Genomic DNA, 15,061 nt, shown 5'->3' on the forward strand with positions numbered 1-15,061 from the left:
GGACGCCAAGACCACCCGCCCGGGAGGCAGCAATTGCCAGAGCCGGATGCGCCAAACCGCTTGGGGAAAACACCAACGTCTGAAAGCCAGAAGCGCTTCGAGAGCCATTCATGCGTGCAGCCTCATTCCTTAGGCAAACAACCCCGTGTGGCGGATATCCGCACTCACTCGGGGGCCAATTCCAGCTGCAACCACCTGAAGAGCACCCAATGCAAAAAACAGGCAGAAACCCGTAAACCGCATGAAGCTCGCGCGTCGCCCTAGAAACGTTCCAACTCTCCCCACACGGCGCAGACGCTCGCCAGAGCCAGCGGCACAGCCAAAGCAAAGCCGCATCACGTGACAAAAAAGTGACGCAGCAATGAATTTATGCGGGAGTTATTTCACGATCATTATTTATCCGAACCATTCCGGCACTATCCGCACCGCAAGGAGGCATTTTTTTGTAGTGGCTTTTTACCAGCAAGCGCCTAATAATGTCAAAATTACAACAAAAACAAGAATCACTTGATCAATAAGTCAAAATTATAACGCCACCCAAACTCCCAGCTGACAGCCTCGGCGCCAAAGCCCCATGCGCCAGGGATAGTTGCAGTCGGCACATAGGAAGCGCTGGCTGCCGTTTGGTAATGCGCCAGCAACATGGGGAGCGGCATGCTTGATGCACAACTCGCCCCAATACGCCGATGGCCATTGAGGTAAAGGCATGCCGGGCAATCGACAGAGTGCAGGTGCAATACAGGGAATCAGGGAACAACCAAGCGGCCATGGACAGACCAGCCACGCAGCGACCAACCACCTGCCAGCCAAGCAAGCTCACCTTGCCCACCGGCACACTCGGCCAACTCGCCCGCACAGAGCCTCAGCCATGCCCGCGCGCTAGACATAGCCGCCATACGGCGACACAGGACCATCCACGCTCGACTCCAGCCAGCCCAGAGAGGACAACCCCATGAGTGCACCTATCAACCACATCGTGTTCATCATCATGGACAGCTGCCGCTATGACTCCTGCGTGGCCGCCAAGACGCCGAACATCGAACGCGTTGGCGAGATCGAAAAGCGCTACAGCTATGCCTCCTGGACTGCTCCCTCGCACTACGCCTTCACCATGGGCATGCTGCCGCACAACACCCCGCGCCAGGTCTATGCCTCGGAGGTGTACAAGGAGGAGTTCGTGCAGTGGGTGACCCGCACCGGTATCACCGATGTGTCGTTCCGCAACTTCATTCCGGAACTGTCGCTGCCCAAGGTGCTCGGCCAACTCGGCTACCGCACCGTGGCACGCGTGTCGATGCCGGTGCTCAACCAGCAGACCGCCATCAACCAGCACTTCGATGACTACAAGCTGATGAGCAACCACAACGACTTCGCCGGCATGGTCGAGGAAATGACCTTCCCCGAAGACGAGCCGCACTACTACTTCCTAAATCTCGGCGAAACCCACTACCCCTATATGCTCACGGACGAAAACCTGCCGCGCATCTCCGGCGTGCATGGCGTGTTCAAGACCCTTGGCGGTGAAGCCCAGCACAATGCGGCAGACAGCGAGGCGTTCTTCGATCAGGAGCAGATGGAGATGCTCCGTCAGCAGCAGATCCGCTGCGTCGAGTACGTCGATGGACTGATCGGCAAGCTGATGGAGAAAGCCCCGGAAAACACCTGGTTCATCATCACTGCCGACCATGGCGAACTGTTCGGTGAGGATGGCTATTTCGGCCACGGCCCGATCATGCACGAGAAGTGCTTCGAAGTGCCGTTCGTCGAAGGCTTCGCAGGCAAGGCCTGATGACTCAGCCGCTGTTCATCCTGGCGCTGCCGCGATCCTATACCTCACTGATCGCCGGCATGCTGGGCCAGCATCCACAGGCATTCGGGCTACCCGAACTGAACCTGTTTACCGTCGATCGCCTGCTGGAAATGTGGGACGGCAAGAGCGACGCTGGTTTCAGCAAGTTCCAGCGCCACGGCATTCTGCGTGCGGTCGCCGAGATCTATGCCGGCGAACAGACCAGCAACACCGTGGAAATGGCCAACCACTGGCTGGCCGCACGGCAGAGTCGTAGCGGCACCGAGGTTTTCCAGGAAATCTGCCAGGCGATTGCGCCGCTGATGGCCGTCGAGAAAAGCCCGGCGCACGTCACCAGTGCGGTCTATCTGGAACGTATCTACGCCGCTTACCCCGATGCTTTCTATATGCACCTGACGCGTCATCCGACCAATCAGGGCAACTCGGTGATGAAGATGCAGGAAGGCGGTTATGCCCTTTCGGTGAACTCGATCGACTACACCGACAATCAGGCGATCATCGATCCGCAGCTCGCCTGGCATGACACCAATCTGAACATCATGGAACTGCTGGAGAAAATCCCCGAACGGCAGAAGATGCATGTGCGCGGCGAAGACGTGATGTCCGACCCACTGGGCAGCCTGGCGAATATCTGCCGCTGGCTGGGCCTGCGCGATGACATCGAGGCCCTGGAAGACATGCTGCACCCGGAACTGTCTCCGTTTGCCTGCGTTGGCCCGATCAATGCGCTGTTCGGCAACGACCCCAATTTTCTGCGCGACCCGGTTTTCCAGCCCCATGTACCCAAACAGCCGCACTTGCGTGCGCCCCTGCCGTGGCGCATGGATGGTGCCTGCCTGAAAGCAGAGGTACAGAAAATGGCCTTGGAATTCGGCTATCAACACTGACTGAGAAGCCCAGCATGCCCACACGCTCGCGCATCGGTAACATTTCTACCCCCGGCCCTCTCGAGGAGCTGCCGGCACTGCCTCCGCACCTGCAGGTATTGCGTGACGACTTGCAACAACGGGTACAGGCACGCCGCGTGCGCAGTCATCTGGAGCGGGAGCTGTCGCACCTCAACGGCAGTCGCGAGATCGCCGGCAGCGTGCGTCTGCTGTTCGACGGCCAGGGCCGCCCTTCGGAAAACCTCAGCCTCAAGGAAATAGTCAAATACCGGCAGAAGATCGAAACCGACATCCAGTGGCTGGAAGCCATCCTCACCGAACTGCGCAGCGATCTCTCGGTCGTACGTGAGCTGGAGGATGCCGCCCTGGACGTAGCAAGTGTGCAACAAGCCGAAGAAAACTACTGAACCGACATTGACCAAGGAGCTGGCACATGCGCACCACGCTATTCACAACCCTGCTGTCGAGCCTGTTGCTGCTCGCCCCCCTGCTGGCCAAGGCCGCCAGCGATGAAGGTCAGTTGTTGGAAATGCAGGTCAATGGCACCACCCGCAGCTACAAACTGTATGTCCCGAGCAATGCACCAGGCCCGCTGCCGCTGATGATCGTCATGCATGGAGGGCTCGGCAATGCCGACGAGACCGAGCGCACCACCGGCATGAATCGGGTCGCCTCCAGCAACCAGTTCATGGTCGCCTACCCCAACGGCACAGGCACTCGGCTGATGAAGAAACGCCGCACCTGGAATGCCGGCAAATGCTGCGGCCAGGCCGCCGAGCAGAATGTCGACGATGTGCAATTCATCCACGGCATGCTCGCGGATATCGCCAAACACCACCCCCTGGATCGCTCGCGGGTCTACGCCACCGGTATTTCCAATGGCGCGATGATGGCCTACCGCCTGGCCTGTGAAATCCCCCAGGACATCGCCGCGATCATTCCGGTGTCCGGCACGCTGGCGCTCAATAACTGCTCCGGGGCCAAGAGCGTGGCGGTCTTGCATATTCATGGTGCAAAAGACAGCAACGTGCCCTATGCCGGCGGCATGGGTGAAAACGCCATTGCCGGCGTGGCCCACCGCTCTGTACCGGAAACCCTGCAGATCATGGCCAAGGCGCATAACTGTACGGGTTCCAGCGAACAGAACCTGCCTGATGGCTCGCAACTGACCAGCTGGAACTGCCCGAGCCAGACGCCTGTGCAACTGCGCCTGATCCCCAACGGCGAGCATGTCTGGCCAGGCGGCGACAGTCGGCGCAACCGCAAGCTGTTTGCCGGCAACTTCTCCGCCAGCCAGGCGGCCTGGGACTTTGCCCAACAGTTCCAGAAGAACCGCTGAGCAGCGCCAGACAACGACCAGCATGCCCGTTATAGTCCGCCGTGGAACAGGCCTTACAATAGCCATGGCGGACTTGCAGCGCGCGGGCGCCAGCAGCCGCAGTTAAATCGTTATGCATGCAGAGAATGCCACTATGTCGCAGTTGACCCACCTCGAACGTCTGGAAGCGGAAAGCATCGATATTTTCCGTGAAGCGGTTGCCGAAGCGGAAAACCCGGTGATGCTCTATTCCATCGGCAAAGACAGTGCGGTGATGCTGCATCTGGCGCGCAAGGCATTCTTCCCCTCCCCGCCACCGTTCCCGCTGCTGCACGTCGACACCACCTGGAAGTTCCAGGCGATGTACGAAATGCGTGAGCGCATGGCCAAGGAATCGGGCATGCAGCTGCTGATCCACCGCAACCCGGAGGCGCAGGCGCTGGGGATCAATCCGTTCAGCCACGGCTCGTCGATGCACACCGACATGTGGAAGACCGAAGGTCTGAAGCAGGCCCTGACAGCCCACAAGTTCGACCTAGCCTTCGGCGGCGCACGGCGTGACGAAGAGAAATCACGGGCCAAGGAGCGCGTGTTCTCCTTCCGCTCCGCCCAGCATCGCTGGGACCCCAAGGCGCAGCGCCCGGAACTGTGGCGCCTGTACAACGCGCGCAAACAGCCGGGCGAGAGCATCCGCGCCTTCCCCATCTCCAACTGGACCGAGCTGGATATCTGGCAGTACATCTATCTGGAAGGCATTCCGATCGTGCCGCTGTACTTCGCCGCCAAGCGCCCAGTGGTCGAGCGCGATGGCACGCTAATCATGGTTGACGATGAACGCATGCCGCTGCGCGAAGGCGAAGTGCCGCAACTGAAGAGCGTGCGTTTCCGCACGCTGGGCTGCTACCCCCTTACCGGCGCGGTGGAGTCGGAAGCCGACACACTGCCTGGCATCATTCAGGAAATGCTTCTGGCCACCACCAGCGAACGCCAGGGACGGATGATCGACCACGACAGCAGTGGCTCGATGGAAAAGAAAAAGGTCGAGGGTTATTTCTGATGAACGCACACACTCACCTCATCGAAGAGGACATCGAGCAGTACCTCAAGGTGCACCAGCACAAGAGCCTGCTGCGTTTCATCACCTGCGGCAGTGTCGATGACGGCAAGAGCACGCTGATTGGTCGCCTGCTGTACGACGCCAAGGCCCTCCTGGAAGACCAGATGAGTGCCCTGGAAAGCGACTCGAAGAAAGTTGGCACCCAGGGCGGCGAGCTGGACTTCGCCCTGCTGGTCGATGGCCTTTCCGCCGAGCGCGAACAAGGCATCACCATCGATGTGGCCTATCGCTTCTTCGCCACCGAGAAACGCAAGTTCATCGTTGCCGACACCCCCGGCCACGAACAGTACACCCGCAACATGATCACCGGTGCCTCGACCGCCGACCTTGCGGTGATCCTGATCGACGCGCGCAAAGGCGTGCTGACCCAGACCCGTCGCCACAGCTACCTGGTCTCGCTGATCGGCATCAAGCGCGTGGTGCTGGCGATCAACAAGCTGGACATGGTCGATTATTCGCAGGAAGTCTTCGAGCAGATCGACGCCGACTACCGAGCCTTCGCCAGCAAGCTGGGCATCGAGCATATCCAGAGCATTCCGCTGTCGGCCCTGCGCGGCGACAACATGACCAGCTCCAGCAGCAATACCCCCTGGTACCAGGGCCCGAGCCTGATGCAGCACCTGGAAAGCGTGCCCATCGATGGCGTCCAGGACGATGCACCGCTGCGCATGCCGGTGCAGTGGGTGAACCGCCCCAACCTCGATTTCCGCGGTTTTTCCGGACGTATCCTTGGCGGCAGCGTGCGTCCTGGCGATGCAATCCGTGTGCTGCCCTCGGGCAAGATCAGCACAGTAGCGCGTATCGTCACCCTCGGTGGCGATCTGCCCGTAGCCACGACCGGCCAATCCGTCACCCTGACCCTGAGCGATGAGATCGACATCAGCCGCGGCGATGTGATCGCCAGCGCCGATGCGCCGCCCGCCGTCGCCGATCAGTTCGAAGCCACGGTGGTGTGGATGGCGGAGCAGGCCATGCTGCCAGGCCGCGCCTATCTGGTGAAGGTGGGTGCCAGCACAGTCGGCGCGACACTCAGCCAGCCGAAATACCAGATCGACGTCAACAGCCTCGACCAGTTACCCGCCAGAACCCTGGAGCTGAACGAGATAGGCGTCTGCACCCTGAGCCTGGATCGCGCCACCGCCTTCGACCCCTATGCGGAAAATCGCGACATGGGCAGCTTCATCATCATCGACCGTTACAGCAACCAGACGGTCGGCGCCGGCATGCTGCACTTTGCCCTGCGCCGCTCGCAGAACATCCACTGGCAGGCCCTGGAAGTCGACAAAGCGGCGCGTGGCCGCCTCAACGGCCACAAGCCCTGCGTGCTATGGCTGACCGGCCTGTCCGGCGCCGGTAAATCGACCATCGCCAACCTGCTGGAGCGCCGCCTGCATGCCATGGGCGTGCACACCTATCTGCTCGATGGCGACAACGTGCGCCACGGACTGAACAAGGACCTGGGCTTCACCGCCGCTGATCGGGTAGAGAATATTCGTCGGGTCGGCGAAGTTTCCAAACTGATGGTCGATGCCGGCCTGATCGTTATCAGTGCCTTTATCTCGCCCTTCCGCTCCGAGCGCGAACTGGCCCGCAATCTGGTTGCGCAAGGGGAGTTCATCGAAGTCTTCGTCGATACTTCTTTGAGCGAAGTGGAGAAGCGTGACCCCAAGGGCCTGTACAAAAAAGCGCGACGGGGTGAACTGAAGAACTTCACCGGCATCGATTCCCCCTACGAGGCCCCGGAAGCGGCGGAGATCCACATCGAAACCAGCCGCCAGAGCGCCGAGCAGGCCGCCGATCATATCGTTGAACAGCTGCGCGCCCGCGGCCTGGTGCAGTGAAGGCGTGCCGGGCCAATATGTCCGGCAACCCTTTCAGCAATAATCGGGACGGCACCCGCAAACCGGTGCCTGATCCGTCTTTAGCTGTCTAAAAGATCAACTTATGTTGAACTGTTACATACGCAACACACTCCAACGAGTGCAATTGATAAGCGATAGATCGTTGTAATAGCGCGCAATTACAAGCACGCCCGTTATAATCACCCCATCAACTTCACCAGTTGATCACCTGCTGAAGTTGCCCGGTTCAAGCCGAACCTTGTTCGCCGGCCCTCGCCTCATTGTCGCAAGCACTGACGATTGGCGAGCCCGACGCATACGCCCCCCAGCAACAACCTTGGATACTCACGTGACGAAAGATGAACTGCGCGTTGAACTAGAACGCCAGGCACAACGTTACAAGGATGTATACGGCGGAGAAGTCATTACCTACGCCGCTCAACCGGATCCCGAGCGCAAACCCTGGCGCAAGAAGCCCAGCCTCCTCGATCAGGCATTCCAACAGGAACTGCACAAGATCGAACAGGCACGGGAAAGCGATTGAAGCGTCTTTACTAGTGCGGCCATAAAGCATAAAGGCGCCTATTGGCGCCTTATGCTCGACTCACAGCCGCCTCAGCGACGCTTGCCGCCCAGCAGAGAGCCCATCAAGCCCCGCACCAGTTGGCGACCAATCTGGTTGGCAGCCTGGCGCACGGCCGTCTTCATCACCTGGCTGGCGAGACTGCCCAGTAATTCGCCAGCCATGCCGCCCAGACCACCCTCCTCCGCCCCCTTGCCGGCTGCATTCGGCTTGGCCACAGGAGCCTCGTCCGCCTGCTGCTGTGCACGCGCCATGAGCATTTCATAGGCCGACTCGCGATCAAACGGCTTGTCGTAGCGTCCGGCTTGCGGCGAACTGCGCAACAATGCCGCGCGCTCAGCCTCGCTCAACGGGCCGATACGTGATTGCGGCGGGGCGATTGCCACGCGCTGCACCATGGCCGGCGTGCCCTTCTCCTCCAGGGTGCCGACCAGCGCTTCGCCAATACCCAGCTCCGTGAGCACACTGAGACTGTCGAACTCGGGATTGGGACGGAAGCCATCCGCCACCGCGCGCAGGGACTTCTGCTCCTTGGCGGTGAAAGCACGCAAACCGTGCTGGATACGCAAGCCCAGCTGGGCAAGCACATCATCCGGCAGATCACTCGGCGACTGGGTCACGAAATAGACCCCCACGCCCTTGGAGCGGATCAGCCGCACCACCTGTTCCAGACGCTCCTGCAAGGCCTTGGGCGTATCGGCAAAAAGCAGGTGGGCTTCATCGAAGAACAACGCCAGCACCGGCTTGTCCGCATCGCCCCGCTCGGGAAGTTGTTCGAACAGTTCGGCCAGCAACCACAGCAGGAAGGTGGCGTAGACCTTGGGCGCTTGGTGAACCAGCTGGCTGGCATCGAGCAGATGGATGCGCCCGCGGCCATCGCCATCGGGGCGCAGGATATCTTCCAGTTGCAGCGCCGGCTCGCCGAACAGGGCATCGCCACCCTGTTGTTCCAGGGTCGCCAGGCGCCGCTGCAGGGCCTGTGCAGATGCGCCAGCAAACAGCGCACGATCCTCACCGAGCAGTTCGGGATGATCCTTGAGGTGGTTGAGCAGCGCTTTGAGATCTTTCAGATCAAGCAACAGCAGGCCTTCGCGATCGGCAACCTGAAACGCGGCATAGAGTGCCGCCTGTTGGCTATCGGTGAGCTCCAGCAGGTTGGCCAGCAGTAGCGGGCCCATTTCGCTGAGAGTGGTGCGCAGTGGATGGCCACTCTTGCCCGCCACATCCCAGAGCGTCACCGGGTAGGCCTGCGGACTGTGCTGCAGCCAGGGCATGCCGGCTATGCGCTCGGCCACTTTACCCTGAGGATTGCCCGCCGCCCCCAGACCGCAGAGATCACCCTTGATATCGGCAGCGAACACCGCCACCCCGGCATCGCTGAACAACTCGGCCAGGCGCTGCAGGGTCACCGTCTTGCCGGTACCGGTGGCTCCGGCCACCAGGCCATGACGGTTAGTCAGGCGCAATGCCTGGGCAACAGGATGACCCAGCGGGTCAGAACCCAATATGAACGAATTGGTTACAGGCATCTTGCCATCCCTCGGGCTAAAGCTTTACTGCAGTTATGTCGTTATAGATGTTGTTACCTATAAAGCCGACGCTTCGTCGAACGGCCACCTACAAGACTGCTGCCAGACCTTACCGGACGCAAGCAACCATGACCCAGAACCTGAAGTTCAGCCACAAGATACTGATAGCCGCCTCACTGGTGGTAATCGCCGCCTTCTCCCTGTTCACCCTGTACAACGATTACCTACAACGCAACGTGATCAAGGCCGATCTGGAAAGCGAGCTGCAGAGTCTTGGCGCAGTGACTGCCAGCAATATCCAGAACTGGCTGTCGGGACGCATACTGCTGGTGGAAAACGTGGCCCAGTCGATCGACAGCGAGACCACGCCCGACAGCCTGGTGAAAACCCTGCAGCAACGCGCCCTGACTTCAACCTTCGCCTTTACTTACCTCGGCGCGGCGGATGGCAGCTTCACCATGCGCCCGGAAAGCGAGATGCCCGCAGACTACGACCCGCGCACCCGTCCCTGGTACAAGGATGCCATGGCCGCTGGTGGCTCGACCCTCACCGAACCCTATGTGGATGCCGCCACCAGCGAACTGATCATCACCATCGCCACCCCAGCCGGCAGCTCCGGCGTAGTGGGCGGCGACCTCAGCCTGAACACCCTGGTACAGATCATCAACTCACTGGACTTCGGTGGCATGGGCTACGCCTTCCTGGTCAGTTCGGATGGCAAGATCCTGGTGCACCCGGACAAGGATCTGGTGATGAAATCGCTCAAGGAGGTCTACCCGCAGGACACCCCGCAAGTCAGCAGTGGCTTCAGTGAGGCAGAGCTGGATGGCATCCCCCGCCTGCTCACCTTCACCGCAGTCAAGGGTCTGCCCTCGGTGAACTGGTACGTCGGCCTGTCAATCGACAAGGACAAGGCCTATGCCACCCTCAGCGAGTTCCGCGCCTCGGCCATCATTGCCACGGTAATAGCTGTTGTACTGATCATGCTCCTGCTGAGCATGCTGATCCGCGTGCTGATGCAACCACTGCGCGTGATGGGCAGGGCTATGCAGGACATCGCCCAGGGTGAAGGTGACCTGACCAAGCGCCTGCATATCCAGAATCAGGATGAGTTTGGCGAACTGGCAAAATCCTTCAACCAGTTCGTCGAACGCATCCATGCCTCGATTCGCGAAGTATCCTCGGCCACCCAGCAGGTCAACGAAGTAGCCAAGCTGGTGGTCAACGCCTCGAACTCTTCAATGGTCAACTCCGACGAGCAAGCCAACCGCACCACCAGTGTCGCCGCCGCGATCAACGAGCTCGGCGCAGCCGCCCAGGAAATTGCCCGCAATGCAGCACAGGCATCCCATGAGGCTTCCGATGCACGGCGCCTCGCCGAGGACGGCAGTCAGGTGCTGAAGAAGACCATTTCGGCGATGAACGAACTGTCGAGCAAGATCAGTGCATCGAGCACCAATATCGAAGCGCTTAACAGCAAGACGGTGAACATCGGCCAGATCCTCGAAGTGATCAAAAGTATTTCCGAGCAGACCAACCTGCTGGCCCTCAACGCCGCCATCGAGGCAGCACGCGCGGGTGAAGCCGGCCGTGGCTTCGCCGTGGTCGCCGACGAGGTACGCAACCTGGCACATCGCACCCAGGAGTCGGCCCAGGAAATCCAGAAGATGATCGAGGAACTGCAGGTAGACGCCCGCGAGTCGGTCACCACCATGACCGAAAGCCAGCGTTACAGCAGTGAGAGCGTGACCATTGCCAACCAGGCCGGTGAGCGCCTGGGGAGCGTCACTCAACGCATCGGTGAAATCGACGGGATGAACCAGTCAGTCGCCACCGCCACCGAAGAGCAAACCTCGGTGGTCGAAGCCCTGAACATGGACATCACTGAGATCAACACCCTCAACCAGGAAGGCGTGGAGAACCTGCATGCCACGCTGCGCGCCTGTGGCGACCTGGAGCAACAGGCCAGCCGTCTGAAGCAACTGGTGGATAGCTTCCGCATCTGAGTCGCTAGGCAGGCTCGGGCGGATCTTCAGTCTGCTCTGCAGAAACCTGCAGATCCGCCCACAACTGTGCGGCACCGGGGAACTCGGTGCCGTCCTCCTCACTCAACGCATCCGGGTCATAGCGACTGGTGCAGCCCTCACCGAGAGTCAGTGGCGGGTTGGCGGTTCCAGGTTTGCGCGGGTTGTGCATAGAAACCTCGGCGGGCTGATGGCTGCCCTCAGTCAGCGGGGTAGTCCCCGTTCGTGCTGGGCGAATTCCTTGACCGCACGCAACACATCATGGCAGCTGATCTGCCCCAGCAGACGCCCCTCCTCAACCACCGGCAAGCGCCGGTGGCCACCCTGTAGCAAGCGTTCGGCCACTTCGATCACGCTCATTTCAGCGGAAATCGTTTCAACCTGCCGGTTCATGTAGGCACTGACCGTACCCCCGGTTTCCTCGAAATAGACACCGGAGAGTATCCCGCGCAAGCAGTCGGTCTCACCCAGCAAGCCGATCAGACTACCCTGATCGTCAATCACCGGCGCCCCCGAAATACGATGTTCGAGCAGAAGGTCAATGGCGCTATAGAGGTCGGTGTCGCCGTGGAACGTCACCAGGTGCGTGGTCATGTAGTCACGCACCTTGATTGATTTGAGCATCGCTGAGCTCCTTTGCCGTGAATCCTGATACGGCCACGGCAAGCAGACTCAGTCGAACACTACCGTCTTGTTGTCGTGTACCAGTACGCGATCTTCCAAGTGATAGCGTAGTCCACGGGCGAGCGTCATCTTCTCCACGTCGCGCCCCAGGCGCACCATGGTCTCGATACTGTCGCGATGACTGACCCGTACCACATCCTGCTCGATGATCGGACCGGCATCCAGCTCCTCGGTGACGTAGTGGCAGGTGGCACCGATCAGCTTGACCCCGCGCAGCGAGGCCTGGTGATAGGGCTTGGCACCGGCGAAGGACGGCAGGAAGCTATGGTGGATATTGATCACGCGCCCGGCAAAGTCCGCGCACAGTTGCGGCGGCAGGATTTGCATGTAGCGCGCCAGTACCACGGCGTCGGCCTGGCAGTCGCCGATCAGCCCAGCCACCTGGGCGAAGGCTGGCGCCTTGTCCTGTGGGTTGACCGGTACATGGTGGAAAGGAATGCCATGCCACTCGACCATGCTGCGCAAGTCATCGTGGTTAGAGATAACACAAGGGATGTCGCAGTCCAGCTCATCACTGTGCCAACGGTGCAGCAAGTCGGCCAGACAATGTGACTCGCGACTGGCCATCAGCACCACACGCTTCTTCTGGGCCGAATCGGTTACCCGCCACTCCATGGCGAACTCGCGGGCAATCGGGGCAAATGCCTGACGAAAGCCAGCAAGGTCAAAGGGCAGCGAATCCGCACGAATCTCATGACGCATGAAGAACCAGCCACTCTGGTTATCCGAGTGATGACTGGCTTCCGTAATCCAACCGTTATAGGTGGCGAGAAAATTACTGACTTTGGCGACAATGCCGACGCGGTCCGGGCAGGCAATGACCAGCCGAAAAGTGCGCATGGGAAAACTCCAGAAACTTTGCAAGGGCGCCATTCTAGCCAGTGTCCGAGAAAACTTCAGTACTCGCACCCACCCGCCAGATCTGAGCTGCATACGCACTGAACCGGGGCAACACCATGAGTCGCCAACCAAGAGATAATTGACGACCGCAATGCAGCCGTGACCTGCAGACCGTGCCGCCCCATGCCACAAACCGCATACAATTTGCACAATCCGGGTATTACGACATTCGAGTTACAAGAAGAATGAGCAAGTGACAATATATTGCTTGAAATAACTCGTACAAAACTTTACCCGCGTATTTACTTGATCCAAGTGCCTGTCTATTATTGCTTTCACTTCATCATCACACCCGCCATCTTACAAGGTAGAAACACATGTCCCTGATCAACGAATATCGCGCCACCGAAGAAGCCATCAAAGAACTGCAAGAGCGCCTGAAGAATCTGTCGCAAGACGACAAGCTGAAAAAAGAGCTGGAGTTTGAAGGCAAACTGCGCACCCTGATGGGCGAATATCAGAAATCCCTGCGCGACATCATTGCCCTGCTCGACCCGGAAGCCAAGATGAGCAAGGCGCCGCGCACTGCCAAAGCCACCGGCAGCAAGCGCGCGCGCAAGGTCAAGCAGTACAAGAACCCGAACACTGGCGAAGTAATCGAAACCAAAGGCGGCAACCACAAGACGCTGAAAGAGTGGAAAGCCAAGTGGGGCGCTGCCGTTGTTGAAGGCTGGGCTACCCTGCTCGGCTAAGGTCGCACAGGACAATAAAAATGCCGGCAAATTGCCGGCATTTTTTATTCTCCGATTAATTGAAGGTGCGACACCGGCCTCAGCCCTGCCACATATCCCGCAACATCTGCACATAATCCTGCCACTGCTGCAGTACCTGCTGCTCCGCCGCATTCGCCCGCGGCAACTCTTGCGCCAGGGCTTCAGCAAACTGCGCCAGGGTGTTAGGTGCACCGGCCGCACTATTACTCAAGCGCTCCTCACAAAAACTTTCCCAGCGTGCAACTTCATTGCTATCGAGCGACTCCGGGAAATTGCGCGCTCGATACCGAAACAACAGCTCGGGCAAGCGTTCGTCACTAAACCCCCAATTACCTTGCGCCAATTGCTGCGCACTCGCCTGGCGCACCTGCTCGCACAAGCGCCGGTCACGCTCACCCAGAAACCCTGCATACAGTTGCTGTTCAGGGTCTGCCACGGCGGCGAACTCTTCCTCGGCATAAATATCGGCCAATTTGGGCTGCCACTGTGCTGAGGTATCGTTCAACAACTTCGCCCGTGCCTGGCACTCCTGCAGATTCAATTGCAAACGGGCAATATCCTGCGCCCGCAATACATTCAGCGGCGCCACCACCGGGCACTTATTGATATGCAGCAGCTTCAGCGGCACCGGTAATTCACCCTCACCCAAATGCTCACGACGGGTATAGAGGCGCTCGCGCAGAGTCTGCGCATCCAGTTCCAACAACGGCTGCATCTGGGCCTGCAGATCACATACGATCAGCGCATTGCGATTGCGCGGGTGCCAGGCCAGTGGCAGAACCACCGCCAGGTAGCTGCGCTGACCGGCAAAACGCCCGGAAACATGCACCAGCGGCTGCAACAAACGAATCTGCTCCATTACCTTGTGCTTGCTGCGCAGCTGAAACAGGTAGTCGTACAGCTTGGGTTGGCGCTCGCGCACCAGTCGCGCCAGGGCAATGGTTGCGCGAACATCCGAGAGTGCATCGTGAGCCTGGCCGTGCTCGATACCATTGGCCACGGTCAACTTCTCCAGCTTCAGCGACACGCGCCCTTCTTCGTCACGCGGCCATTCGATACCCTCCGGACGCAGGGCATAGGCGGTACGCAGCAGATCGATCAGATCCCAACGGCTATTGCCGTTCTGCCACTCGCGGGCATAAGGGTCATAGAAGTTGCGATAGAGACTGTAACGCGTCATCTCGTCATCGAAGCGCAAGCTGTTGTAACCCGCACCACAGGTGCCGGGCAGGGCCAGCTCAGCATGGATTCGTGCCATGAACTCGGCCTCGCTGAGACCCTTCTCCTGCAACACCTGCGGCGTAATACCAGTAATCCGGCAAGCCGCCGGGTGCGGCAGGATGTCGGCGGACAGGCGGCTGTACAGATTCAGGGGCTCTCCGATTTCATTCAGCTCTTCATCGGTACGAATACCCGCCACCTGCAGCGGACGATCATTGCGCGGGTTGATGCCGGTGCTTTCGTAGTCGTACCAGAAGATGCTTGAGCTCACGGGTGTATTCCATAAATAGGGTCTACCGCAGTCTAACAGGCGCCTATAGCCGATAAAAAACGCGATAAAGCATGATTTCGCTCACGTCGAAGTTCACCGCCGCTTGCTGCATTCCTGACTCTCTCGCTAGGATGCGCAACTGGAATTTCCCCACACCACAAGG

At 59.6% G+C, this 15,061-nt stretch carries 14 protein-coding genes; 9 read left to right on the top strand and 5 right to left on the bottom strand.

What is annotated here, in order from left to right; genetic code table 11:
* Window positions 1–952 precede the first annotated feature (952 nt).
* The 7 genes from H3H45_RS12780 (at window position 953) to H3H45_RS12810 (ending at window position 7,517) form a co-directional block, all read left to right on the top strand.
* Window positions 953–1,789 (top strand): sulfatase-like hydrolase/transferase, encoded by an 837-nt coding sequence (locus H3H45_RS12780; RefSeq protein WP_182834129.1) that lies wholly within the window; start codon window positions 953–955, stop codon window positions 1,787–1,789.
* Entirely contained in the window at window positions 1,789–2,697 is a 909-nt protein-coding gene (locus H3H45_RS12785) for a sulfotransferase family protein (protein ID WP_182834130.1), read from the top strand. Before H3H45_RS12780 ends, H3H45_RS12785 begins: the two co-directional genes overlap by 1 nt.
* A gap of 14 nt (window positions 2,698–2,711) precedes the next feature.
* A complete protein-coding gene (locus H3H45_RS12790; RefSeq protein ID WP_182834131.1) occupies window positions 2,712–3,104 on the top strand; it encodes a hypothetical protein in 393 nt (130 codons plus the stop codon).
* Between the two features lie 26 nt (window positions 3,105–3,130).
* Window positions 3,131–4,036: an extracellular catalytic domain type 1 short-chain-length polyhydroxyalkanoate depolymerase gene (locus tag H3H45_RS12795; protein ID WP_182834132.1), complete on the top strand. Its 906-nt coding sequence runs from the start codon at window positions 3,131–3,133 to the stop codon at window positions 4,034–4,036.
* Between the two features lie 112 nt (window positions 4,037–4,148).
* Window positions 4,149–5,072, top strand: coding sequence for a sulfate adenylyltransferase subunit CysD (gene cysD / locus H3H45_RS12800; protein WP_220494273.1), 924 nt, complete (start codon window positions 4,149–4,151; stop codon window positions 5,070–5,072).
* Entirely contained in the window at window positions 5,072–6,973 is a 1,902-nt protein-coding gene (gene cysN / locus H3H45_RS12805) for a sulfate adenylyltransferase subunit CysN (RefSeq protein WP_182834134.1), read from the top strand. Before cysD ends, cysN begins: the two co-directional genes overlap by 1 nt.
* 349 nt (window positions 6,974–7,322) lie before the next feature.
* The gene (locus tag H3H45_RS12810; protein ID WP_173208836.1) at window positions 7,323–7,517 is read left to right on the top strand and encodes a hypothetical protein; all 195 of its coding nucleotides are present in this window, start codon (window positions 7,323–7,325) and stop codon (window positions 7,515–7,517) included.
* Between the two features lie 71 nt (window positions 7,518–7,588).
* Here the strand turns inward: H3H45_RS12810 and H3H45_RS12815 are convergent, their stop codons facing one another.
* Window positions 7,589–9,085, bottom strand: a complete 1,497-nt coding sequence (locus tag H3H45_RS12815) for a helicase HerA-like domain-containing protein (protein WP_182834135.1) — start codon at window positions 9,083–9,085, stop codon at window positions 7,589–7,591.
* Window positions 9,086–9,213: 128 nt separating this feature from the next.
* Between H3H45_RS12815 and H3H45_RS12820 the strand changes: the two genes are divergently transcribed.
* Window positions 9,214–11,091 (top strand): methyl-accepting chemotaxis protein, encoded by a 1,878-nt coding sequence (locus H3H45_RS12820; protein WP_182834136.1) that lies wholly within the window; start codon window positions 9,214–9,216, stop codon window positions 11,089–11,091.
* 4 nt (window positions 11,092–11,095) lie between these two features.
* On the opposite strand, the gene H3H45_RS12825 is transcribed toward H3H45_RS12820, so the two are convergent.
* From H3H45_RS12825 to purU, 3 genes are read right to left on the bottom strand one after another with little or no spacing between them, the layout of a single operon-like run.
* Complete coding sequence (locus H3H45_RS12825) at window positions 11,096–11,281, bottom strand: hypothetical protein (RefSeq protein WP_182834137.1); 186 nt, start codon at window positions 11,279–11,281, stop codon at window positions 11,096–11,098.
* A 32-nt stretch (window positions 11,282–11,313) separates the two neighbouring features.
* Window positions 11,314–11,733: a CBS domain-containing protein gene (locus tag H3H45_RS12830; RefSeq protein WP_182834138.1), complete on the bottom strand. Its 420-nt coding sequence runs from the start codon at window positions 11,731–11,733 to the stop codon at window positions 11,314–11,316.
* 48 nt (window positions 11,734–11,781) lie between these two features.
* Window positions 11,782–12,633: a formyltetrahydrofolate deformylase gene (purU, locus tag H3H45_RS12835; RefSeq protein ID WP_182834139.1), complete on the bottom strand. Its 852-nt coding sequence runs from the start codon at window positions 12,631–12,633 to the stop codon at window positions 11,782–11,784.
* A 377-nt stretch (window positions 12,634–13,010) separates the two neighbouring features.
* On the opposite strand from purU, the gene mvaT reads away from it, so the two are divergent.
* Window positions 13,011–13,385 (top strand): histone-like nucleoid-structuring protein MvaT, encoded by a 375-nt coding sequence (gene mvaT / locus H3H45_RS12840; protein WP_182834140.1) that lies wholly within the window; start codon window positions 13,011–13,013, stop codon window positions 13,383–13,385.
* A 79-nt stretch (window positions 13,386–13,464) separates the two neighbouring features.
* Here the strand turns inward: mvaT and sbcB are convergent, their stop codons facing one another.
* Window positions 13,465–14,898, bottom strand: a complete 1,434-nt coding sequence (sbcB, locus tag H3H45_RS12845) for an exodeoxyribonuclease I (protein WP_182834141.1) — start codon at window positions 14,896–14,898, stop codon at window positions 13,465–13,467.
* Window positions 14,899–15,061 lie beyond the last annotated feature (163 nt).

The sequence above is a fragment of the Aquipseudomonas guryensis genome (assembly GCF_014164785.1).
Lineage (GTDB): Bacteria > Pseudomonadota > Gammaproteobacteria > Pseudomonadales > Pseudomonadaceae > Aquipseudomonas > Aquipseudomonas guryensis.

Excerpts from the sequence above, each read along its gene's own strand:
- cysN (WP_182834134.1), top strand. The coding sequence starts at position 5,072 with ATGAACGCACACACTCACCTCATCGAAGAGGACATCGAGCAGTACCTC.
- H3H45_RS12830 (WP_182834138.1), bottom strand. The coding sequence starts at position 11,733 with ATGCTCAAATCAATCAAGGTGCGTGACTACATGACCACGCACCTGGTG.
- H3H45_RS12825 (WP_182834137.1), bottom strand. The coding sequence starts at position 11,281 with ATGCACAACCCGCGCAAACCTGGAACCGCCAACCCGCCACTGACTCTC.
- H3H45_RS12790 (WP_182834131.1), top strand. The coding sequence starts at position 2,712 with ATGCCCACACGCTCGCGCATCGGTAACATTTCTACCCCCGGCCCTCTC.
- H3H45_RS12785 (WP_182834130.1), top strand. The coding sequence starts at position 1,789 with ATGACTCAGCCGCTGTTCATCCTGGCGCTGCCGCGATCCTATACCTCA.
- H3H45_RS12815 (WP_182834135.1), bottom strand. The coding sequence starts at position 9,085 with ATGCCTGTAACCAATTCGTTCATATTGGGTTCTGACCCGCTGGGTCAT.
- mvaT (WP_182834140.1), top strand. The coding sequence starts at position 13,011 with ATGTCCCTGATCAACGAATATCGCGCCACCGAAGAAGCCATCAAAGAA.
- purU (WP_182834139.1), bottom strand. The coding sequence starts at position 12,633 with ATGCGCACTTTTCGGCTGGTCATTGCCTGCCCGGACCGCGTCGGCATT.
- cysD (WP_220494273.1), top strand. The coding sequence starts at position 4,149 with ATGCATGCAGAGAATGCCACTATGTCGCAGTTGACCCACCTCGAACGT.
- H3H45_RS12795 (WP_182834132.1), top strand. The coding sequence starts at position 3,131 with ATGCGCACCACGCTATTCACAACCCTGCTGTCGAGCCTGTTGCTGCTC.
- H3H45_RS12780 (WP_182834129.1), top strand. The coding sequence starts at position 953 with ATGAGTGCACCTATCAACCACATCGTGTTCATCATCATGGACAGCTGC.
- H3H45_RS12820 (WP_182834136.1), top strand. The coding sequence starts at position 9,214 with ATGACCCAGAACCTGAAGTTCAGCCACAAGATACTGATAGCCGCCTCA.